The 21681-nt window shown below is 69.0% G+C and carries 22 protein-coding genes; 15 read left to right on the top strand and 7 right to left on the bottom strand.

What is annotated here, in order from left to right; genetic code table 11:
• Positions 1-40 precede the first annotated feature (40 nt).
• The 3 genes from D9R14_RS10050 to D9R14_RS10060 all read right to left on the bottom strand — a co-directional run bounded on the left by D9R14_RS10050 (position 41) and on the right by D9R14_RS10060 (position 3013).
• A complete protein-coding gene (locus tag D9R14_RS10050; protein WP_121623199.1) occupies positions 41-847 on the bottom strand; it encodes an SGNH/GDSL hydrolase family protein in 807 nt (268 codons plus the stop codon).
• Positions 748-1911, bottom strand: a complete 1164-nt coding sequence (locus D9R14_RS10055; protein WP_170168570.1) for an OpgC family protein — start codon at positions 1909-1911, stop codon at positions 748-750. Before D9R14_RS10055 ends, D9R14_RS10050 begins: the two co-directional genes overlap by 100 nt.
• A 181-nt stretch (positions 1912-2092) precedes the next feature.
• Positions 2093-3013: an NAD(P)-dependent oxidoreductase gene (locus D9R14_RS10060; protein ID WP_121623201.1), complete on the bottom strand. Its 921-nt coding sequence runs from the start codon at positions 3011-3013 to the stop codon at positions 2093-2095.
• Between the two features lie 128 nt (positions 3014-3141).
• Here D9R14_RS10060 and D9R14_RS10065 point away from each other — a divergent pair, with 128 nt between their 5' ends.
• A complete protein-coding gene (locus tag D9R14_RS10065) occupies positions 3142-4173 on the top strand; it encodes a LacI family DNA-binding transcriptional regulator (protein WP_245420702.1) in 1032 nt (343 codons plus the stop codon).
• 10 nt (positions 4174-4183) lie between these two features.
• The gene (locus tag D9R14_RS10070) at positions 4184-5014 is read left to right on the top strand and encodes a TrmH family RNA methyltransferase (protein WP_121623203.1); all 831 of its coding nucleotides are present in this window, start codon (positions 4184-4186) and stop codon (positions 5012-5014) included.
• Positions 5015-5024: 10 nt separating this feature from the next.
• On the opposite strand, the gene D9R14_RS10075 is transcribed toward D9R14_RS10070, so the two are convergent.
• Positions 5025-5738 (bottom strand): MgtC/SapB family protein, encoded by a 714-nt coding sequence (locus D9R14_RS10075; RefSeq protein ID WP_121623373.1) that lies wholly within the window; start codon positions 5736-5738, stop codon positions 5025-5027.
• A 102-nt stretch (positions 5739-5840) separates the two neighbouring features.
• Positions 5841-6254, bottom strand: coding sequence for a VOC family protein (locus D9R14_RS10080; RefSeq protein ID WP_121623204.1), 414 nt, complete (start codon positions 6252-6254; stop codon positions 5841-5843).
• A 159-nt stretch (positions 6255-6413) separates the two neighbouring features.
• Between D9R14_RS10080 and D9R14_RS23095 the strand changes: the two genes are divergently transcribed.
• From D9R14_RS23095 to serA, 13 genes are all read left to right on the top strand, one after another.
• Positions 6414-6581 carry a hypothetical protein gene (locus D9R14_RS23095; RefSeq protein ID WP_170168568.1) on the top strand — a complete coding sequence of 56 codons (168 nt, stop codon included), beginning with the start codon at positions 6414-6416 and terminating at the stop codon, positions 6579-6581.
• A gap of 81 nt (positions 6582-6662) precedes the next feature.
• Complete coding sequence (gene leuC / locus D9R14_RS10085; protein ID WP_121623205.1) at positions 6663-8087, top strand: 3-isopropylmalate dehydratase large subunit; 1425 nt, start codon at positions 6663-6665, stop codon at positions 8085-8087.
• A 477-nt stretch (positions 8088-8564) separates the two neighbouring features.
• Positions 8565-8987 carry a metallopeptidase family protein gene (locus tag D9R14_RS10090; protein ID WP_121623206.1) on the top strand — a complete coding sequence of 141 codons (423 nt, stop codon included), beginning with the start codon at positions 8565-8567 and terminating at the stop codon, positions 8985-8987.
• Between the two features lie 61 nt (positions 8988-9048).
• The gene (locus D9R14_RS10095) at positions 9049-9600 is read left to right on the top strand and encodes a cytochrome b (RefSeq protein WP_121623207.1); all 552 of its coding nucleotides are present in this window, start codon (positions 9049-9051) and stop codon (positions 9598-9600) included.
• A gap of 105 nt (positions 9601-9705) precedes the next feature.
• Positions 9706-10311 (top strand): 3-isopropylmalate dehydratase small subunit, encoded by a 606-nt coding sequence (gene leuD / locus D9R14_RS10100; RefSeq protein WP_121623208.1) that lies wholly within the window; start codon positions 9706-9708, stop codon positions 10309-10311.
• Between the two features lie 243 nt (positions 10312-10554).
• Positions 10555-12456, top strand: a complete 1902-nt coding sequence (gene ybaL / locus D9R14_RS10105) for a YbaL family putative K(+) efflux transporter (RefSeq protein WP_121623209.1) — start codon at positions 10555-10557, stop codon at positions 12454-12456.
• Positions 12457-12529: 73 nt separating this feature from the next.
• Positions 12530-13492, top strand: coding sequence for a metal ABC transporter substrate-binding protein (locus D9R14_RS10110; protein WP_121623210.1), 963 nt, complete (start codon positions 12530-12532; stop codon positions 13490-13492).
• Positions 13489-14400, top strand: coding sequence for a manganese/iron ABC transporter ATP-binding protein (locus D9R14_RS10115; RefSeq protein ID WP_121623211.1), 912 nt, complete (start codon positions 13489-13491; stop codon positions 14398-14400). Before D9R14_RS10110 ends, D9R14_RS10115 begins: the two co-directional genes overlap by 4 nt.
• 220 nt (positions 14401-14620) lie before the next feature.
• Entirely contained in the window at positions 14621-15478 is an 858-nt protein-coding gene (locus tag D9R14_RS10120) for a metal ABC transporter permease (protein ID WP_121623212.1), read from the top strand.
• A gap of 2 nt (positions 15479-15480) precedes the next feature.
• On the top strand, positions 15481-16320 hold the full coding sequence (locus D9R14_RS10125) for a metal ABC transporter permease (protein ID WP_121623213.1): 840 nt from the start codon (positions 15481-15483) through the stop codon (positions 16318-16320).
• On the top strand, positions 16317-16658 hold the full coding sequence (locus D9R14_RS10130) for a DUF6968 family protein (RefSeq protein WP_121623214.1): 342 nt from the start codon (positions 16317-16319) through the stop codon (positions 16656-16658). The genes D9R14_RS10125 and D9R14_RS10130 overlap by 4 nt, the downstream gene beginning before the upstream one ends.
• 173 nt (positions 16659-16831) lie before the next feature.
• Positions 16832-18007 carry a phosphoserine transaminase gene (locus tag D9R14_RS10135; RefSeq protein ID WP_121623374.1) on the top strand — a complete coding sequence of 392 codons (1176 nt, stop codon included), beginning with the start codon at positions 16832-16834 and terminating at the stop codon, positions 18005-18007.
• A 222-nt stretch (positions 18008-18229) separates the two neighbouring features.
• Positions 18230-19816, top strand: a complete 1587-nt coding sequence (serA, locus tag D9R14_RS10140) for a phosphoglycerate dehydrogenase (RefSeq protein WP_121623215.1) — start codon at positions 18230-18232, stop codon at positions 19814-19816.
• A 46-nt stretch (positions 19817-19862) separates the two neighbouring features.
• On the opposite strand, the gene D9R14_RS10145 is transcribed toward serA, so the two are convergent.
• On the bottom strand, positions 19863-20825 hold the full coding sequence (locus tag D9R14_RS10145; protein WP_121623216.1) for a DMT family transporter: 963 nt from the start codon (positions 20823-20825) through the stop codon (positions 19863-19865).
• A gap of 268 nt (positions 20826-21093) precedes the next feature.
• Entirely contained in the window at positions 21094-21681 is a 588-nt protein-coding gene (locus D9R14_RS10150) for a disulfide bond formation protein B (RefSeq protein ID WP_121623217.1), read from the bottom strand.

The raw sequence follows: 21681 nt of genomic DNA on the forward strand, positions 1-21681 counted from the left end.
CGGATGTCGCGCGGTCCGCCGAGGGGCCGCGGCCGCTCCCCTACCGCGTCGCCGCCCGCACGATCGCCTCGGCCACCAGCTCCGGCATGCACAGGCGGGCGTCCATGCCCTTCAGAGCGGGGTCGGCGGAGCGGTGCAGCCAGTTTGTCGCCTGGTATTGCTGCACCACGTTCATGCCCTGCCGGTCGGACAGGGCGTCGATCTGGTCGACCATGCGGCCGTAGAGATGCTCGTGCGGCACGCCGGCGATGAACGGAGGGTCGATCAGCACGAGGTCGATGTTGCGGCCTTTCAGCCAGTCTGCCGCACGGCCGAGCGTGCGGGCGAAGGCGTCGGCGTCGGTGGCGGCGAGCGCGTCGCCGGTGCCCACCTGCCAGATGATGAGGTCCGGCTGGACCCGATCAACCGCCCCGCGCAGGCGCTCGAAGTCGTCGTCCACCAGCCCGCGCGAGGGGCCTTCGTCGACAATCGAGAAGCGGATGTCCGGCAGGCGCCGGTTCAGCTCCAGCTCGAGGCGGGTGCGCTTCTTCTGCGACAGGGCCTGGCGCTCGGGATTCGGCCCCAGCAGCAGGATGCGCACCGGCGCCGAGCGGTCCACGAGGCGCTCGGTGCGTTTCAAGTCGCTGTCGAAGGTCAGGAAGATGTCCGGCACCCGGCATCCCTTGGAGATGTCGGCGTGCGCGGGCAGGGACAGTGGCAGCGGCAGGAGGAGGCAGAGCGCCAGCGCGCCGGCGCGCGCCGCCCGCGTCAGCCGGCCGGGCCGGCGACGGTCGTCTGCACGCTTGCGGGCGCAGATGCCGGCGCTGCCGCCGGTCGGGTGCCGGTCCTGAGGCCCCGGCGGTGCCATTCGAGTGTCCATGCCACGAGCCACTGGACGAAAACGCCCACACCTACGATTAGCAGGTCGTAGAGGAAGGCACCATCGAAGCCCGGCCGCGTCACCTGCGCCGCGAGGCTCAGAACGGTGCCGACGCAGAATACGGGCAACGCCTGGCGACCCAGAAGGCCCACCGGCTCGCAGAGGCCGGGCCGCGCCTTCAGCCAGCGCTCCACGGGCAGGCGCGAGACGCAGTAAGCGAGCGCCAGCACGTGCAGCAGCCGCGGCAGGGCGAGGTTGGTCTTGTCGAAGTCCCACAGGAAGGCCGGCAGCGGCGAGAGATCGAGCGCCACCGGAAAGCCCATCATCGCCCAGGCCATGGCGACGACGAGATAGGCCGGCGCCACGATGTCCAGAACCCGGCTCGGCGCCGGGCGCGCGCCGCGGTCCAGCACCGCGCCGATGGCAAGGCCGCAGGTGAAGAGCAACTGCCAGGCGAACGGATTGAAGTACCAGCGCCCGGTTCCCGGCCAGACCGGCAGTTCCAGGCCGGCCAGCTGGGTGGCGAGATAGAGCGCGGTGGAAACGCCGAGCGCGAGCGCGATGCTGGTGCGCGCCAGAAGCAGCAGGAGCGGGCACAGCACCAGCAGCGCCACATACAGCGGCAGGATGTTGAGATAGGCCGGCTGGAAGCTCAGAAGGCCGATGCCAACGAGCGATTCCAGCGGGAACAGGTTCACCAGGTCGAGGTGGAAAAGCTCCAGCATGCGGCTGTCCGCGGTGAGCACCACGAAGCCGCCCACCACCACCACCGCCACCACCACGAGCGCGAGATGCGCCACATAGAGATGGAACGCCCGCAGCATCACCCGCATGGTGGTCCCGAGCAGATCTCCCCCGGCCGCCGGCCGCAGATAGGCGAAGGCGGCGGAGATGCCGGCCAGCAGCACGAACAGCTCGGCGGCGTCCGAGAAACCGAAATTGCGGAAGGTGTAGGGCGACAGGAAGTGGCCGGGCACATGGTTGACGAAGATCGTCAGCAGGGCGAAGCCCCGCCAGAAATCGATGCTGACCAGTCGTCCTCCCGGCTGCACCCTGGTGTTCCTCCCTGCCTCGGCCCGAACGGCCGGCACCCCGGATTTGGAGCGCGTCCGGTCAACGAGGCGACGCGGCACAAGGTTCCCCGCGAATGTGGCACCGCGAGGACGCACTGCAGCATCCCGCGGCCGATCCACAGAAGCGGGCGGAACAGGGCAAATGCCGGGTTAAGGGCAGCTACTCGGCTGCCGCCTTGGCGCCGGGAACGGGCGGGAGGCCGTTCATGGCCGCCACCGCGTCGGCGAGCAGCGGCACGTTCTTCGCCCCATAGCCCAAACCCTCGGCGGCGGCGTAGAGGTTCTTCACCGTCGCGCTCACGAAGGCCGCCGCGCCGATATTGGTGGCGAGGCTGGTGACGTAGCGCATGTCCTTGTGGGCATTGGAGATGGCGAAGCGGTGGCTGTTCTCGTTGCCGTCCAGCGCATAGCCCATGAAGGTCTGGTAGAAGCCGCAATCCATGCGCCCGCCGCGGATCACGGTGTCGAACACCTGCGGCGTCACCCCGGCCTTGGCGGCGATGGCGAGCGCCTCGGCATAGAGCGCGCCATAGCCGAGCGAGAGGAAATTGTTGATGAGCTTCATGGTGTGGCCCGCGCCTGGCGCGCCCACCCGCACGATCCGGCTGGCGAAGGCCGCGACGGCCGGCTCGATCACGGCGAAGGCGGCATCGTCCGCGCCCACCATGGCGGTGAGGGCGCCGGTCTCCGCCTGAACCGGCGTGCCGCCGAGGGGGGCATCGCAGAAGGCGATGCCCATCGGCGCGAGTTCCGCGGCCAGCGCCTGGGTCAGGGTGGGCTCCGAGGTGGAGCAGTCGACGATGTGCAGCCCCGGCTTGGCGCCGGCGAGCAGCCCGCTCGGCCCGCGCAGGATCGCCTCCACCTGCGGCGCGCCGGTCACGCACAGGAAGACGATGTCGCTCGATGCGGCAAGGTCCGCCGCGCTGCCCGCCTCCGACGCGCCCCGGGCGATGAGGTCGACCACCGGTCCGCGGTTGCGATGACCCAGAACGGAGAGGGGAAAGCCCTTCTCCACCAAGCATTTCGCCATGCCATGCCCCATCAGCCCGACGCCAACGAAGCCGATCCGCGCCTTGTCCATTCCCGACCTCCCCGTGAAAAGCTCTTTTGGTCCTGCGTTCTAAATCGTTTAGCATGTGACAAGGCGCTGCGCGATGCGCGAAACAACCCTTCAAAGGGGGGAGCATGGAGGACACGAGGAGCGCCCAGTTGGGGAAGGTCACCCTGCAGCGCCTGGCGCTGGAGCTGGGCCTGTCCACGGCGACCGTCTCGCTCGCCTTGCGCGACAGCCCGGTGGTGGCGGAGATCACGCGCCTCAGGGTGCAGGAGGCGGCCCGCGATCGCGGCTACGTGGCGAACCGCAGCGCCGCGGCGCTGCGCACCGCCCGCACCAACATCGTCGGCGTCGGCCTGCACGACATCGTCAACCCGTCCTTCACCGAGCTGCTCGCCGCCATCGAGGACGCGCTCTCGGCGGCCGGCAAGACGGTGCTGCTCGGCGTCAGCCAGGAGGACGTGGCGCGCCAGACCCGCACCCTCGGCACGCTCGCGGAGTACCGTCCGGACGCCTTCATCGTCTCGCCCGCCGCCCATACCCGCGTCGAGGACCTGAAGGCGCTCGCCGCCACCGGCATCGCCGTGGTGCAGGTGACGCGCGAGATCGAGGGGTCAGGCTTCGACTTCGCCGGCTCGGACGACCGCGCCGGGGTGGCGCTCGGCGTCACCCATCTGGTGGAACTGGGCCACCGCCGCATCGGCATGATCGGCGGGTTCAGCGCCATCTCCACCGGCCGCAAGCGGCTCGCCGGCTACCAGGCCGGGCTCAAGGCGGCGGGCATCCCGTTCGATCCCGCGCTGGTGATGGAAGGCCCGGGCCATCGCGAGGAGGGGCGGCGCGCCATGATGCGCCTCCTGGCGCTGGAGGAGCCGCCGACCGCCGCGGTCTCGTTCAACGATCTGTCCGCCTTCGGCGCGCTCATGGGGCTCCAGGCCGCCGGGCTGACGGCCGGCCGCGACTTCTCGCTGGTGGGCTATGACGACATCGCGGAGGCGGCCCTGTGGCATCCCTCCCTCACCACGGTGCACACCTTCATCCCGGAATACGGGCGCGCCGCGGCGCAGCTCGCTCTGGCCCGCATGGCCGACCTCTCCCGGCCGGTGGAGCGGGTGGAGCTTCCGCCGCGCCTCGTGGTGCGCGACACCACCAGCGCCCCGGTGCCGGTGAAGCGCCGGCCGCTGTGACGGCGGCGCCATGATCGTCGCGGTGACGTCGGCCGACGACGTGCGCATCGCCGCCTTCCGCGACGTGCGCGAGCGCGACCTCGTGGGGCGCGGCAGCGGCTTCATGGCCGAGGGCGAGGTGGTGCTGCGTCTGCTGGCGCGCCACATGGCCCGCACCGGAGCGGCGGGCGCCGGGCACCGGCTGGAGGCGCTGCTGATCTCGCAGCGGCAAGCCGACCGGCTTGCCGGCCTGCTGGCGAGCCTGCCGGACGACCTGCCAGCTTATGTGGCGCCGCAGGCGGTGATGGACGACATTTCCGGCTTCCCGATCCATCGCGGCGTGCTGGCGCTGGGGCGCAGCCATCCGGCTCGGGATGCGGGCGCGCTGCTCGATGCGCTCGGCCCGCGCGCGGTGGTGGTGGCGGCGCTCGGCATCACCAACCATGACAATATGGGCGGCATCTTCCGCAATGCCGCCGCCTTCGGTGCCGGCGCGGTGCTGATCGACCGCGCCTCGTGCGATCCGCTCTACCGCAAGGCGATCCGCGTCTCGGTGGGGGCGAGCCTCACGGTGCCGTTCGCGCGCGTGGCCGATGCGGGCGCGCTGCTGGACCTCCTGGCGGCGCGCGGCTTTGCCGCCCTCGCGCTCTCGCCGTCCGGTGCCGAGCGGCTCGCCGACGTGGTGCCGCCGGCGCGGGTCGCGGCGCTGTTCGGCACCGAGGGGCCGGGCCTGCCCGCGGACATCCTGGCCCGCACGCGTACCGTGGCGATCCCCATGGCGCGGGACTTCGACAGCCTCAACGTCGCCACCACCTGCGGCATTGTCCTGCACCACCTCGCGCAGGCGGGGCGCGTGGACTGACGCTTATGCCTCAATCCTGGGTGGTGCTCTCCCAGTTCGCGTGGGTGACGCCTCGGGTGCGGGCGAGGCCGGCCACCACCTGGTCCAGCTCGTCCGGGTCGACCGAGGTGCTCACCAGCCGCGCCACCAGCTCCACCGCATCGCCCTGGACCGAGGAGGTGACGTCGCCCACCGGGTAGGACGCCGCCTGCAGCGCCTTGATGAGCGCCTCGCGCACCTCGGCGACCGCATGGGCATCGGCGGTGAGGTGCACCTCGTAGCTCAGCTCCGAGGACCGCGCGTTCAGCGGCACGCGGTCGATGGCGCCCGCGAGCGGGCGCAGCAGCGTGTTTCCGGCGATGATGATGAAGGTGATGAGCAGCGCCTCGGCCAGCATGTCCGAGCCGGTGCAGGCGCCCACCGCCGCCGAGCACCACAGCGTCGCCGCCGTGTTGAGGCCGCGGATGTTGAGGCCTTCCTTCATGATGACGCCGGCGCCGAGGAAGCCGACGCCGGTGATGACGTTCGCCACCACGCGCAGCACATCCGTGGTGGTGCCGATGCGCGCGGCGAGGTCGGTGAAGGCGGCGGCGCCCACCGCCACCAGCACGTTGGTGCGCAGGCCCGCGGTGCGCTGGCGGTACTGGCGCTCGGCGCCGATCAGCGTGCCGAGCACGAACGCTGCCCCGAGGCTGACGACGGTGTCGGCGAAGTCCGTGCTGCTGAAAGTCTCGATGAAACGCAACGCCGCCCCCATCCTTGCGTCCTGCCGGCTGCCACCGCGCCGTTTCCGCCGCGCCCTGCCATCGGCGTCCGGGCGCCGGCTGGCAAGGAGTTCTCATGCGCCTCAGCCCAGCGGGGCCGCCAGCATCCAGCGATGGCCGAACGGATCGCCAAGGACGGCGAAGCGGTCGCCCCAGAACGCGTCGCACGGCGCCATCTCTCCCGTGCCGCCTGCCGCGAGCGCGCGGGCAAAGGTCGTGTCCACGTCGGCGGCGACCGCCAAAGCGAGGGCAACCGAGACGCAGGCCCGCGCCCCCGGCACGGGAGCGATCGCGCCGTTGCCGAACTCGGGGAAATCGTCGGACAGCATCACGACCCCCGCGCCGATCCTCAGCCGCGCATGCAGCACCCTGAGGCCGTCCTCGGCCATCATCCTGATGGTTTCCTCGGCGCCGAACGCCTGTCGATAGAAGGCGATCGCATCGGGCGCGGAGCCCACCGTGAGATAGGGGATCACGGATCCTGTCGCTTCCGCCATGTTCGCGCCCTCTCCCCGGCGCCGCCGCCCATCCGGCGCGCCCAGCGGAACCGGAGCATCAGTCGGGTTTCCTGACAAGGGGATGTCACGGTCGGGGACCAAACGGCGTCGCTGCGGTGCAAGATTGTCGCCGCATAGTGGAACTGCTACAAACCGCTTATGTCCATGACCGTGCCCGCTTCTCCCTGGTCCCGGGCGGCCTTCTGCGCCGCCGGACCGTTCGCGCGCACCACGATGGAATTTGCCGCGGTGCCCGACCATGTGCGTCTGCCCGGCCGTTTCTTCGGACGCTTCACCACCGCCGCCTCGGCGGTGCTTCGTCGCTGACGTCCTTCCCGACTTCCCCGCACTGAGATCATCCGCCCGGCCGCATTCGCGCGCGCGGGCATCCTTAAGGGACACAGACCCATGAACGCACCCGTCGGCGGCCCCCGCACCCTCTACGACAAGATCTTCGACGACCACGTGGTCGAGCGCCAGGACGACGGCACCTGCCTGCTCTACATCGACCGCCACCTGGTGCACGAGGTGACGAGCCCGCAGGCCTTCGAGGGCCTGCGCGTGACCGGCCGCAAGGTGCGCGCACCGGACAAGACGCTCGCCGTGGTGGACCACAACATCCCCACCACCGACCGCACCCTGCCGAATCCGGACCCGGAGAGCGTGGCGCAGATCGCGGCGCTGGCGGAGAACGTCAAGGAATTCGGCATCGAATACTATGACGGCTTCGACAAGCGGCAGGGCATCGTCCACGTGATCGGCCCGGAGCAGGGCTTCACCTTGCCCGGCACCACCATCGTCTGCGGCGACAGCCACACCTCGACCCACGGCGCGTTCGGTGCGCTCGCCCACGGCATCGGCACCTCGGAGGTGGAGCACGTGCTCGCCACCCAGACGCTGATCCAGAAGAAGGCGAAGAACATGCGCGTCACGGTCGACGGCACGCTGCCGGAGGGCGTGGGCGCGAAGGACATCATCCTGTCGATCATCGGCACCATCGGCACCGCCGGCGGCACCGGCTATGTGATCGAATATGCCGGCGACGCCATGCGCGCCCTCTCCATGGAGGGGCGAATGACGGTGTGCAACATGTCCATCGAGGGTGGCGCGCGCGCCGGCATGGTGGCGCCCGACGAGAAGACCTACGCCTATCTCGAAGGCCGCCCCAAGAGCCCGAAGGGCGCCGACTGGGACGCGGCGCTGCGCTACTGGGACACGCTGCGCACCGACGAGGGCGCCTATTTCGACACCGAGCTGAAGCTCGACGCGGCGCGCCTGCCGCCCATCGTCTCCTGGGGCACCAGCCCGGAGGACGTGATCTCCGTGGACGGCATGGTGCCGGACCCCGAGCAGATCGCCGACGAGGTGAAGCGCGCCGCCAAGCACCGGGCGCTGGCCTATATGGGCCTCACCGCGGGCACCAAGATCACCGATATCGCCCTCAACCGGGTGTTCATCGGCTCGTGCACCAACTCGCGCATCGAGGACCTCAGGACGGTGGCGAAGATCGTGGCCGGCCAGAAGGTGAACCCGAACGTCGCCGCCATGATCGTGCCCGGCTCCGGCATCGTGAAGGAGCAGGCGGAGGCCGAGGGCCTCGACAAGATCTTCCTGGCCGCGGGCTTCGAGTGGCGTGAGCCGGGCTGCTCCATGTGCCTCGCCATGAACGCCGACCGCCTGTCGCCGGAGGAGCGCTGCGCCTCCACCTCGAACCGCAACTTCGAGGGCCGGCAGGGTCCGCGGGGCCGCACCCACCTCGTCTCGCCCGCCATGGCGGCCGCCGCGGCGATCGCGGGCCGCTTCGTGGACGTGCGGACCTGGCCGCAGGCCTGACGTTTTCGAAGGTAGCAGGAGGCCGCCGGCGGGGCCGGCGGCGCTGTCCGGGAGTGTTGCAAAAGAAAAACGGGCAACCAAAAGGGTCGCCCGTTTCAATCACAAGATCGTGAAATCTCTGCCTTTGGGAACGGTCTCTCGGCCGTTCGCCGCTCCGCTCTCCTCATCCGAGGGCGGAGACCACCGCGGACACCGAGGCGGCACTCGCCTCGTGGGGGGCGAAAAACGCAGCGATTCCAATGATCGTCACCAGCGCGCCGGTGACCGCAAGCTTCCGAAGCATGGTCACTCTCCCAATTCCTCATCTGCGTCGACAACGATGCAGAGCCATTAAGAGTTCCTTAACCAAACCGGGCTGAACGGCGCTTGAGGTCGGCGTTCATAAAGCGTTCAGCCTTGTAACGCCCGCGTGAGTACTCGGCCGGCTGGCGCCAATAGTTCGAGCGAAGAGCCCCATCAGGAGCGGGAGCGGAGCAGATGAGCACGCACAATGCCTGGCGCGACCGCGAAGCGCCGAGCCTCGGCGATTTCGAGGAACTGGCGCGCGAGGCCTTCGCGCGGCTGCCCGAAGCCTTCCGGCGGCTGTGCGCCGGGGTGGTGATCCGCGTCGAGGACTTCCCCACCGACGAGGTGCTGGACACCATGGAGGCGGAGACGCCGTTCGACCTGCTCGGCCTGTTCCAGGGGATCGGCCGCGCGCAGGACGGCGCGACCTCCCAGACCGGCCAGATGCCCAACATGGTGTTCCTCTATCGCCGGCCCATGCTCGACTACTGGGCCGAGCACGAGGAGACGCTGGGCGGGCTCGTGACCCATGTCCTGGTGCATGAGATCGGCCACCATTTCGGCCTCTCCGACGAGGACATGGAGCGCATCGAGGAGCTGGCCGATGGGCCGTGATGTCACATGGACCGCTCAATCAGGCACAATTTAGAAATGCTCCAAACAACAGGAGCCCGTCATGACCTCCACTCTCCAGCCCGAACGCTACTCCACCTCCATGCGGGCGCTGCACTGGCTCGTAGTGCTCGCGGTGCTCGTGGCCTATGGCGTCACCTACCTGGAAGCGGTCTTTCCGCGTGGCTCGGTGGGGCGGTCCTACATCTGGTGGACCCACATCTCCGTGGGGCTCCTTCTGGTGGCGCTGATGGCGCTGCGCATTCCCAACCGCCTCGCGGCGCGCCAGCCGGCGCCGTCGGCCGCGCTCTCGCGCCCGGTCCGCATCGCCTCGGAGGCGGCGCACGGGCTGCTCTACCTGCTGCTGATCGCGACCCCGCTGGTGGGCATCTGGCTCGCCTTCCTGCGCGGCGACGCGGTGACCTTCTTCTCGCTGTTCACCATCCCCGCACCGATCCCGGTCGACCGTACGTTCGCCCGCGAGATCAAGGAGATTCACGAATGGCTGGCGAACGCGCTGGTCGTGCTCGCCCTCGTTCACGCCGCGGCGGCGCTGCTGCATCATTTCGTGCTGAAGGACGACGTGCTGCGCCGCATGCTGCCCGGACCCCGCTGACCGCGCCGGCGCTGGGCAACCGCGCCGGTGCCTGTTAGGACTGACCCCAAGCGCGAAAGCGCACTCCACCCTAAGAACAAACAACGAGAAATTCCGAGGATTCCGATGGACAAGTTCACCGTTCTCGAAGGTGTCGCGGCTCCGCTGAAGCTGGTCAATGTCGACACCGACATGATCATCCCCAAGCAGTACCTGAAGACGATCCAGCGGACCGGCCTCGGCAAGGGCCTGTTCTCCGAGATGCGCTATCGGCAGGATGGCTCTGACAATCCGGACTTCGTGCTGAACCAGCCTGCCTACAAGGGCGCGAAGGTGCTGGTGGCCGGCGACAATTTCGGCTGCGGCTCCTCGCGCGAGCACGCCCCCTGGGCGCTCCTCGACTTCGGCATCCGCTGCATCATCTCCACCTCGTTCGCCGACATCTTCTACAACAACTGCTTCAAGAACGGCGTGCTGCCCATCAAGGTCTCGCCCGAGGAGCTGGAGAAGCTGTTCGAGGACGCCGAGCGCGGCGCCAACGCGACCCTCACCATCGACCTGCCGAACCAGGAGATCCGCGGCCCCGACGGCGGCGCGATCCATTTCGAGATCGACCCGTTCCGCAAGCGCTGCCTGCTGGAGGGCCTCGACGACATTGGCCTGACGCTCCAGAAGGCGCCGAGCATCGCCGCCTACGAGACCGCCAAGGGCGCCGAGCAGCCCTGGCTGTAGGTCCGGGGCCGCGCGCCGCGGAGCCCCACGCAACTCGGCCGCTCCGGTCCACCGGATCAAGTTCGCACGAAGAACGGGCGCTCCCGCCGGGGGCGCCCGTTCTTTTTCTGCTTCCGTGGAAAGAATCTTTCGCGAAGCTCTGGACCCGTCATGGGAATTGCTTAATCTATTGGCATTCCAATCAGTCTTGCGCCTGCGCCTCGCCGCGCGGATGGTCCCTTTTGCCTGGAAGGAGGTGCGAAATTGCCCCACGATACGCCGCTGATCGCGACCCTCGTCGGCGCCTTCGTGCTCGCCTTCGTGTTCGGCGCCATCGCGCAGCGGCTGCGTCTCTCGCCCCTCGTGGGCTACCTGCTCGCCGGCGTCATGGCCGGCCCCTTCACCCCCGGCTTCGTGGCCGACCAGCACATCGCGGTGGAGCTCGCCGAGATCGGCGTGATCCTGCTCATGTTCGGCGTCGGCCTGCATTTCTCCCTGCGCGATCTCCTCTCGGTGAAGGCCATCGCGGTGCCCGGCGCGGTGCTGCAGATCGGCGTCGCCACTTTGATGGGCGTCGGGCTCTCTTATGCCATGGGCTGGGGCCTCGGCGGCGGCCTCGTGTTCGGCCTCGCGCTGTCCGTCGCCTCCACCGTGGTGCTGCTGCGCGCGCTCCAGGAGCGCCGCCTGATCGAGAGCGAGCAGGGCCGCATCGCGGTCGGCTGGCTGATCGTCGAGGACCTCGCCATGGTGCTGGCGCTGGTGCTGCTGCCGGCGCTGTCGGAATCGCTCGGCGGCAAGGCGGTGGACGCCGGCGCCGCGGCGGCCTTCCTCGGCCCCATGGACCTGTGGACCTCGCTCGGCGTGACGCTCGCCAAGGTCGCGGGCTTCGTGCTGTTCATGCTGCTGGTCGGGCGGCGGGTCATTCCCTGGATCATGCATTTCGTCGCCCACATCGGCTCGCGCGAGCTGTTCCGGCTCGCCGTGCTCGCCATCGCACTGGGCGTCGCCTTCGGCTCGGCGAAGCTGTTCGGCGTCTCTTTCGCGCTCGGTGCCTTCTTCGCCGGGATGGTGCTGAGCGAAAGCCCGCTGTCGCACCGGGCGGCGGAGGAGACGCTGCCGCTGCGCGACGCCTTCGCCGTGCTGTTCTTCGTCTCCGTGGGCATGCTGGTGGACCCGGCGATTGTCGTGAAGAGCCCGCTGCCGCTGCTGTGCGCGCTGGCCATCGTGCTGTTCGGCAAGTCGGTGGCGGCCTATCTGCTGGTGCGGCTTTTCGGCTATTCGCAGCTCACCGCTCTCACCATCTCCGCCTCGCTGGCGCAGATCGGCGAATTCTCCTTCATCCTCGCCGCGCTCGGCGTGAGCCTCGGCCTGATGCCGGCGGAGGCGCGCGACCTCATCCTCGCCGCCGCGATCCTGTCGATCCTCGCCAACCCCTTCTTCTTCCTTGTCCTGGACCGCTTCCGCGCCAAGAAGGCGGCAGCCGCGGTGGCCGCTGCCCCCGCGCCGGGAGCGGCGGAAGCGCCGATCCCGGCGCCCGAACTGGTGCGCACCGACAAGGACGGCCACATCGTCCTGGTCGGCTACGGCCGCGTCGGGCGGCTGGTGGCGGAGGGCCTGAAGGACGCCGGCACCGTGTTCCTGGTCATCGAGGACCAGGAGGACCGCGTGGAGGAACTGCGCAAGCTCGACATCGAGGTGGTGGACGCCAATGCGGCCTCGCCCGCCGCCCAGGAGGCCGCCAACCTCGCCGGCGCGCGGCGGCTCATCCTTGCCATCCCCGACGGGTTCGAGGCGAGCGGGGTGCTGAAGAAGGCACGCGTGCTCAACCCGCAGATCGAGATCGTCGCCCGCGCCCATTCCGACGCGGAGGTGAGCCATCTGCGCCAGAGCGGGGCGGACCTCATCATCATGGGCGAGCGCGAGGTGGCGCGCGGCATGCTCGCGCACGTGCTCGCGGACGCGGAATCGACCCCGGCACCGCGCGGCCCGCTCGGGACGTCCGCGGACGGCGCGCCGTCCGCGGAGGAGGGGGACGCTCAGGCCGAGGGCGGGTCGTCCGCTGCGGAGGAGATCGCCCTTGCAAATTCCCCGCCGCCGGCGGCTCCGGATGGGAGCGAGACGCCGGGTTCCACGCGGGAGCAGGGTGGCACGCTGTCGCCAGCTTAAATGCGAATGATTTGCAATTGCATTTTTTAACGCGTATCTTGATGCTGTTCCTGGGAGCATCGGAGACGCGCGCATGCGCTCGCCCACACGCGGATTTCCTGCCGGCCTGAATCGTCCGGGCGCGGCCCTCACCGGCCTTCTTGTCGCCGCCGTCCTCGCGGCCCTTGCCGCCGTTGTCCCCGCGGCCGCCGAGGAGAAAGCGCCGGCGAAGTTCAAGGCCGTGACCACCTTCACCATCATCGCCGACATGGCGAAGAACGTGGCAGGCGACGCGGCGATCGTGGAATCCATCACCAAGCCCGGCGCCGAGATCCACAATTACCAGCCCACCCCCGGCGACCTCATCAAGGCGCAGGGCGCCAACCTGATCCTGTGGAACGGGCTGAACCTCGAATTGTGGTTCGAGAAGTTCTTCAGCCGCCTCAAGGGCGTACCCAGCGTCGTGGTGTCCGACGGCATCGCGCCCATGGGCATCGGCGAGGGACCCTACAAGGGCAAGCCCAATCCCCACGCCTGGATGTCGCCCGAAGTGGCGCTCATCTACGTGGACAACATCCGCGACGCCTTCGCCAAATACGACCCGAAGAACGCCGCCACCTATGCCGCCAATGCCGAGGCCTACAAGGCGAAGATCCGCGCCACCATCGCGCCGATCCGCGCCGAACTCGAAGCGGTGCCGCCGGAGCGGCGCTGGCTGGTGACCAGCGAGGGCGCCTTCTCCTATCTCGCCCGGGACTTCGGGCTGAAGGAGCTGTTCCTGTGGCCCATCAACGCCGACCAGCAGGGCACGCCGCAGCAGGTGCGCCGGGTGATCGACCGGATGCGGGCGGACAGGATCCCGGTGATCTTCTCCGAGAGCACCATCTCGCCTGCCCCGGCCGAGCAGGTGGCGCGCGAGACCGGCGCGCGCTACGGCGGCGTGCTCTATGTGGACTCCCTGAGCGAGCCCGACGGCCCGGTGCCGACCTATCTCGACCTGATCGCCGCCACCACCGGCACCATCGCCAGGGAACTCCGCGCCGGAGCCGGCCGATGAACGCGCAGCTGCTGGCTTCCCTCCCTTCGGCGGCGGCCGCGGGCGCCGCCGGCTCCGGCATCTGCGTGCGCGACGTGACGGTCACCTACCGCAACGGCCATACCGCGCTGCGCGACGCCTCGTTCGAGATTCCCACCGGCACCATCACCGCGCTGGTGGGCGTGAACGGCTCGGGAAAATCCACTTTGTTCAAGGCCATCATGGGCTTCGTGAAGGCCGCGCGGGGCTCCATCGCGATCCTCGGCCAGCCGGTGCGCGCGGCGCTGAAGGCCAATCTCGTCGCTTACGTGCCCCAGGCGGAGGAGGTGGACTGGACCTTCCCCGTGCTGGTGGAGGACGTGGTGATGATGGGCCGCTACGGCCACATGAGCCTTTTGCGCATTCCCGGCGCCGCCGACCGCGCGGCGGTGGAGGCGGCGCTCATCCGTGTCAACATGCTGGAGTTCCGCGACCGGCAGATCGGCGAGCTCTCCGGCGGCCAGAGGAAACGCGTCTTCCTCGCCCGCGCGCTCGCCCAGGACGCCCGCGTGATCCTGCTGGACGAGCCCTTCACCGGCGTCGACGTGAAGACCGAGGACGCCATCATCAACCTGCTGAAGGCGCTGCGCGACGAGGGGCGGGTGATGCTGGTCTCCACCCACAATCTGGGCAGCGTGCCGGAATTCTGCGACCGCACCGTCCTGGTGAAGGGCACCGTGCTGGCCTATGGCCTCACCTCCGAGATCTTCACCCAGGCGAACCTGGAGAAGGCCTTCGGCGGCGTGCTGCGCCACTTCGTGCTGGACGAGAGCCACGCCGCCACCCCCGGCACGCTCGGCGTGCTCACCGACGACGAGCGCCCTTTGGTGCTCTACCGCGACCGCCCGGCCCAGAGCGGCACCGCGGGCTCCAGCGAGGGGCTCGGCTGATGGGACGGGAAGCCAACCTCGCGCCCCGGCCAAGCGACCGCGCAGCGGGAGCGCTGAGCCGGGGTCCAGCGCAAGACTCCTGCGCAGCAGCCCAAATCCAGCGGCCTCCGCAGCAAAGCGCCTTCGGCACGTTCTTACGTTGGATCCCGGCTCTCTCTCCGCTGCGCTCGCGTGCCGCTGCGGTCGGCCGGGATACGGGCCGGCGCCGGGGGGCAATGTCATGACCCTCCTCCTCGAACCCTTCTCCTACGGCTACATGGTGAACGCCATGTGGGTGTCGGCCCTGGTGGGGGCGGTGTGCGCCTTCCTCTCGGCGTTCCTGATGCTCAAGGGCTGGTCGCTGATCGGCGATGCGCTCTCCCACGCCATCGTGCCGGGGGTGGCGGGGGCCTACATGCTGGGCCTGCCCTTCTCCATCGGCGCCTTCTTCTCCGGCGCGCTGGCGGCCGGCGCCATGCTGTTCCTCCAGGAGCGCACCAAGCTGAAGGAGGATGCCGTCATCGGCCTGATCTTCACCTCCTTCTTCGGGCTCGGCCTGTTCATGGTCTCGCTCTCGCCCACCTCGGTGAACGTGCAGACCATCGTGCTCGGCAACATCCTCGCCATCACGCCCGAAGATACGCTCCAGCTCGCCGTCATCGGCTTCGTCTCGCTGGGGCTGCTGATGGTGTTCTGGAAGGACCTGATGGTGACTTTCTTCGACGAGAGCCATGCCCGCACCATCGGCCTCAACCCGCTTGCCCTGAAGATCATGTTCTTCACGCTGCTCGCCGCCTGCACGGTGGCGGCGCTGCAGACCGTGGGCGCCTTCCTGGTGATCGCCATGGTGGTGACCCCGGGCGCCACCGCCTACCTCCTCACCGACCGCTTCCCGCGCCTGATCGGCCTTGCGGTCGCCATCGGCGCCGGCACCAGCTTCTCAGGCGCCTACCTGTCCTATTTCCTCGACGGCGCCACCGGCGGCATCATCGTCGTGCTGCAGACCCTGATCTTCCTCGCCGCCTTCGTGTTCGCGCCCAAGCACGGCCTGCTGGCGGCGCGGCGCCAGGCGGCGCTGGCATTGAAGCGGGAGGCGTGAGGATGGCGACGCTTCTCCTGCCGTTCCAGTTCGACTTCATCGTCACCGCGCTCGTCATCGCCGCTCTGGTGGCGGTGCCCATGGCGCTGCTCTCCTGCTTCCTCGTGCTGAAGGGCTGGTCGCTGATGGGCGACGCGGTCTCCCACGCGGTGCTGCCGGGCGTGGTGCTGGCCTATATCGCCGGCCTGCCGCTGGCGCTCGGCGCCTTCGCCGCCGGCATGGTGTGCGCGCTGGCCACCGGCTTCCTGAAGGACAACAGCCGGGTGAAGGAGGACACGGTGATGGGCGTCGTGTTCTCCGGCATGTTCGGCCTGGGGCTGGTGCTCTACACCAAGATCCAGACCGACGTGCATCTCGACCACATATTGTTCGGCGACATGCTGGGCGTGAGCTGGGGCGACATCGCCGAGAGCGCGCTCATCGCCGGCCTCGTGACGCTGGCGCTGCTGGCGAAATGGCGCGACCTGCTGCTGAACGCCTTCGATCCTGCCCAGGCCAAGGCCGTGGGGCTGAACACCGCCCTGCTGCATTACGGGCTCTTGGTGATGCTCTCGCTGACCATCGTCGCGGCGCTGAAGGCGGTGGGCATCATCCTCGCCGTGTCGCTGCTGATCGCGCCGGGGGCCATCGCGTTTCTCGTAACCAAACGCTTCGGCTGGATGCTGGTGACGGCGGTTCTGGTGGCCGTCTCCTGCTCGCTCGCGGGGGTGTACCTCTCCTTCTTCCTCGACAGCGCGCCGGCGCCGACCATCGTGCTCTTGATGACGGCGGTGTTTGTCGGGGTGTTCGGGTGGGGGCGGGTGATGGCAGGGCGGGTGGAGGGGGCAAAGAGCGCGTCATGATGATCGCGGAGCGTCTGCTGCTGCTGTTTGTGGACGGCGCCGAGGTAGGCGTCCCGGTCCGGATATCCGCACCGGTGGCGGCCGCTAAGGATTGGAGCTGCCACTTCGCGATACATTGGCCGGACGGCGTAAGGGACGACACCGTCTACGGCATCGACGCTGTTCAGGCTCTATTTCTCACCATGCAGATGGTTGGAGCTCAGCTCTATATGAGCGACGCCCACAGCGAGGGCCGGCTGCGCTGGTGCGAGCCCGGCGGGGGATACGGCTTTCCCGTTCCGAAAGCGATGCGCGACGAGCTGATCGGCGACGACGCCCGCGTCGATGGGAATGATTGACGATGGCGTGCCCGCGATTTGCCGCCCCTGCCCTGCCCCTAAATTAAGCGCCAAGATCAAGCCTTCGGCATTCGGCCCCACCCCACCCTTGACGCCCCCACCCCCACAGGCGTAACCCCATCCGCGGGACACCTCCCCCCAACGGGAGGCGCCCATCTGTAAGGATGGATGACATGACGACGAATCCTGCTCCGGCCTCGCGCCCGGAAAATCCGAATTTTTCCTCCGGCCCCTGCGCCAAGCGCCCCGGCTGGTCGCTGGACCAGCTCTCCGACGCGCCGCTCGGCCGCTCGCACCGCGCCAAGGTGGGCAAGGTCAAGCTCAAGGAAGCCATCGAGCTCACCCGCGAGGTGCTCGAAGTTCCGGCCGACTACCGCATCGGCATCGTTCCCGCCTCCGATACCGGCGCCGTCGAGATGGTGCTGTGGTCCATGCTGGGCGCCCGCCCGGTGGACATGCTGGCCTGGGAGAGCTTCGGCGAAGGCTGGGTGACCGACGTCGCCAAGCAGCTCAAGCTCGCCGACGCGCGCACGCTCACCGCCCCCTATGGCGAGCTGCCGGACCTCACCCAGGTCGACTTCTCCCACGACGTGGTCTTCACCTGGAACGGCACCACCTCCGGCGTCATGGTGCCGGATGCGGAGTGGATCCCGGCCGACCGGGCCGGCCTCACCATCTGCGACGCCACCTCGGCGGCGTTCGCGCAGAAGCTCGATTTCGCCAAGCTCGATGTGGTGACCTTCTCCTGGCAGAAGGTGCTCGGCGGCGAGGCGGCGCACGGCATGCTCATCCTCTCGCCGCGCGCGGTGGAGCGGCTTGAGACCTACAAGCCGGCCTGGCCGCTGCCGAAGATCTTCCGCATGACCAAGGGCGGCAAGCTGATCGAGGGCATCTTCGAGGGCGAGACCATCAACACCCCGTCCATGCTGTGCGTCGAGGACTATCTCGATGCGCTCAAGTGGGCGAAGAACATCGGCGGGCTCTCGGCGCTCCAGGCGCGCTCGAACCGCAATTTCGAGGCCATCGCCCAGTGGGTCTACCGCACGCCGTGGGTGGACTTCCTGGCCAAGGACCCGGTGACGCGCTCCAACACCTCGGTGTGCCTGACCGTGGTGGACCCGGACGTGACCGCGCTGCCGGCCGACGCCCAGGCGGCGTTCGCCAAGGCCATCGCCTCGGGCCTGGAGAAGGGCGGCATCGCCTACGACATCGGCGCCTATCGCGACGCCCCGCCCGGCCTGCGCATCTGGTGCGGCGCCACCGTGGAGCGTTTCGACGTGGAGGCGCTGACCCACTGGCTCGACTGGGCCTTTAACGAGGCGAAGTCCGCGCTGCCCAAGGCGGCGTGAGACTGGCTGCGTCAGCGCTTGAGCCGCCCGGCTCCCTCTCCCGCCTGCGGGGGAGGGGTGGGGAGGGGGCATTCGCCCTCCCCTGAAGAACCCGCAGCTCCCGGCGCCAACCGCGTTCCCCCTCCCTGCCCTCCCCCGCAAGCGGGAGAGGGTTCACGCCGGTGAAGCCGCGATGATGCGCGCATGCCCGGCCCATACCCTTCGCAATTCCCGGAGCCCCCAATGGCACCCCGCGTTCTCATCTCCGACAAGCTCTCCCCCGCCGCCATCCAGATCTTCAAGGACCGCGGCGTCGAGGTGGATTTCCAGCCCGACCTCGGCAAGGACAAGGACAAGCTGGCCGAGATCATCGGCAATTATGACGGCCTCGCCATCCGCTCGGCCACCAAGGTGACGCCGAAGATCCTGGAGAAGGCGAGCCGCCTCAAGGTGATCGGCCGCGCCGGCATCGGCGTCGACAATGTCGACCTGCCGGCCGCCACCGCCAAGGGCGTGATCGTGATGAACACGCCGTTCGGCAATTCCATCACCACCGCCGAGCATGCGATCGCCATGATGTTCGCGCTCGCCCGCGAGATCCCGGCGGCGGACGTCTCCACCCAGGCCGGCAAGTGGGAGAAGAACCGCTTCATGGGCGTCGAGGTCACCGGCAAGACCCTCGGCATCATCGGCTGCGGCAATATCGGCTCCATCGTCGCCGAGCGCGGCGTGGGACTGAAGATGAAGGTGATCGCGTTCGATCCCTTCCTCTCGCCCGAGCGCGCCCTCGACCTCGGCGTCGAGAAGGTGGAGCTGGACGACCTCCTCGCCCGCGCCGACTTCATCACCCTGCACACGCCGCTGACCGAGAAGACCAAGAACATCCTTTCGGCCGAGAACATCGCCAAGACCAAGAAGGGCGTGCGCATCATCAACTGCGCCCGCGGCGGCCTGGTGGACGAGGCGGCGCTCGCGGCGGCGCTGGACAGCAAGCATGTGGCCGGCGCGGCGTTCGACGTGTTCACGGTGGAGCCCGCCGAGACCAACCCGCTGTTCGGCCGCGCCAACGTGGTGTGCACCCCGCACCTCGGCGCCGCCACCACGGAGGCGCAGGAGAATGTCGCGCTCCAGGTGGCCGAGCAGATGAGCGACTACCTGCTGTCCGGCGCCATCTCCAACGCGGTGAACTTCCCCTCCATCACCGCGGAAGAGGCGCCGAAGCTGAAGCCGTTCATCGAGCTGGCCGAGAAGCTCGGCTCGTTCGCCGGCCAGCTCACCGACACCGACATCAAGACCGTGCGCATCACCTATGAGGGGGCGGTGGCCGACCTCAAGGTGAAGGCGCTCACCTCGGCGGCGGTGGCGGGCCTGCTGCGCCCCGCGCTGCCGGACGTGAACGTGGTGTCCGCCCCCTCGGTCGCAAAGGAGCGCGGCATCGTCATCGAGGAGATGACCCGCGCCGCAACCGGCGACTATGACAGCCTCATCACCCTCGCCGTGGTGACGGACAAGTACGAGCGCTCGGTCTCCGGCACGGTGTTCGCCGACGGCCATCCGCGCATCGTCAACATCAAGGGCATCAAGGTGGACGCCGAGTTCGCCCCGGCCATGATCTACGTCACCAACGAGGACAAGCCCGGCTTCATCGGCCGCTTCGCGGGCCTTTTGGGCGATGCCGGCGTGAACATCGCCACCTTCGCCCTCGGCCGCGACCATGCGGGGGGCGATGCCATCGCTCTGGTGGCGGTGGACGGCAAGGTGCCGTCCGACGTGCTCGGCAAGGTGCTCGGCCTGCCGCACGTGAAGCAGGCCAAGGCGCTGGGCTTCTGAGGCGCGGCTCCCGCACCGGCGGGCTGACCGGCGGCGATGCCGCCGGTCAGCCCGGGGGCGTGGGCTCGGTGGTGGCCGGCGCTCCGGCGGCGCGTCCGCGGCCGGAGAATGTAGCAAGGCCGATGCCGCCGATCACCAGCACATAGCCGACGAGGTGGTACCAGGCGAGGCGCTCGCCCAGGAACACGATGGCGAGCGCGGTGCCGAACACCGGCAGCAGGTGGATGAACGGCGCCGCGCGGTTCGCGCCCACCATTTCCACCGCCCGGTTGAAGAACATGTAGGCGATGAGCGAGGGCCCAACCGCCACATAGGCCATGGCCGACAGGGTCAGGGTGTCGAACTTCAGATACATGCCGAGGTGCATCTCCCACAGCACCGTGGGGATGAGGACCACCGCGCCCATCGCCATGATGACCAGCAGGAACGACAGCGACCCGAGCGGCGGCCGCTTGCGCAGCATGGCCGCGTAGAAGCCGTAGATGCCGATGGCCAGGAGCAGCCACAGGTCGCCCTCGTTGGGCTTCAGGTGCACAAGCGTGTCGAGGTCGCCGCGGCTGATGATGAACATCACCCCCACCAGCGACACGCCGATGCCCGCCGTCTGGCCGAGCGAGAGGCGGTCGCGGAACAGCAGGAAGGTCCACACCGCCACGATCAGCGGCGTGGTGGACTGGACCAGAAGCCCGTTCACCGCCTCGGTGTACTGCAACCCGTAATAGGTCATCGAGTTGTAGCAGGAGATGCCGGTGGCCGAGAGCAGCAGCAGGCTCTTGATGTGGGTGCGCACCAGCGGCCAGTCACGCATCAGCTGCGACCAGGCGAACGGCAGCAGGATCAGCGTCGCGCCGGTCCAGCGCACGAAGGCGAGGGTGAGCGGCGGCACGTGCCCCACGATGTAGCGGCCGAGCACCATGTTCACCGCCCAGAGCATCGCCACCAGCACCAGCAGCAGATAGGGCGCGTTGAAGACGGCGCCGAGCGGACCTGTCGAGCGGGGTGCGGACATGACCTCTTCCGAAGGCGTTGCGGGGCGGGTGAGGAGGGAGGAGCGGCCGCGGTCCGAGGCAGGCGCCATGCGAACCGCCCGCGCGCCGGGGCGGGCACCGGATGACCGATCCGGCCGCAAGACCGATCAGGGCCGGATCGGTGATCCAGCCCTCAGAACAGCTTGGCCGGATCGGTGATCCAGCCTTGTGGGCTCATCTAGCCGGTTTCGCTGCGGTCCTGAAATGCATTCTCGTTGGGGCTCGATCAGCAACCTTGATGGGGGCGCATCACTGGCCGAAGAGCTGGCGCAGCGGCGCGCCGGCCGCCCCGTCCTGCAGCAGGAGGTAGCTGGTGGGATTGTCCGGGCACAGGCCGCCGCCGCATTCCAGCACCGTGGAGGCGCCGTTGGCGAAGGCGAGCAGCAGGCCGAGCGCCACCATGATGCCGCCCAGCGCGCCGATCCGCGCCGGCGGCTTGAGCCCGTCCGCGAACTGGCGGTCGAACAGCAGCATCGCCGCGGTGCCGGCGACGCAGACCATGAAGACGATGAACGCCCAGGCATAGAAGTGCAGGCCGAAGAAGGCGTCGCCATAGGCGCCCTCGCCCGGCACGATGTGCAGCAGCGTCTGGCGCAGCGAGACCGCCGCCCCGGCGAGCGACGAGATCAGCATCACCGCATAATGCGACGGGCGCGGGCCGAACTTCACGTTCAGCGCGAGGCCCATGGCAACGCCGAGGAAGCCGGCGCGCTGGAGGATGCAGAGCGGGCAGGGCAGGTCGCCGAACAGAAGCTGGTCGGCGAACGCGACGATCAGCACGACGCACACCGCCGCGAGGCCGAGGGCGTTGAGGGTGCGGGAGAGGTCCGGGCTCAT

The organism is Xanthobacter tagetidis, assembly GCF_003667445.1.
Lineage (GTDB): Bacteria > Pseudomonadota > Alphaproteobacteria > Rhizobiales > Xanthobacteraceae > Xanthobacter > Xanthobacter tagetidis.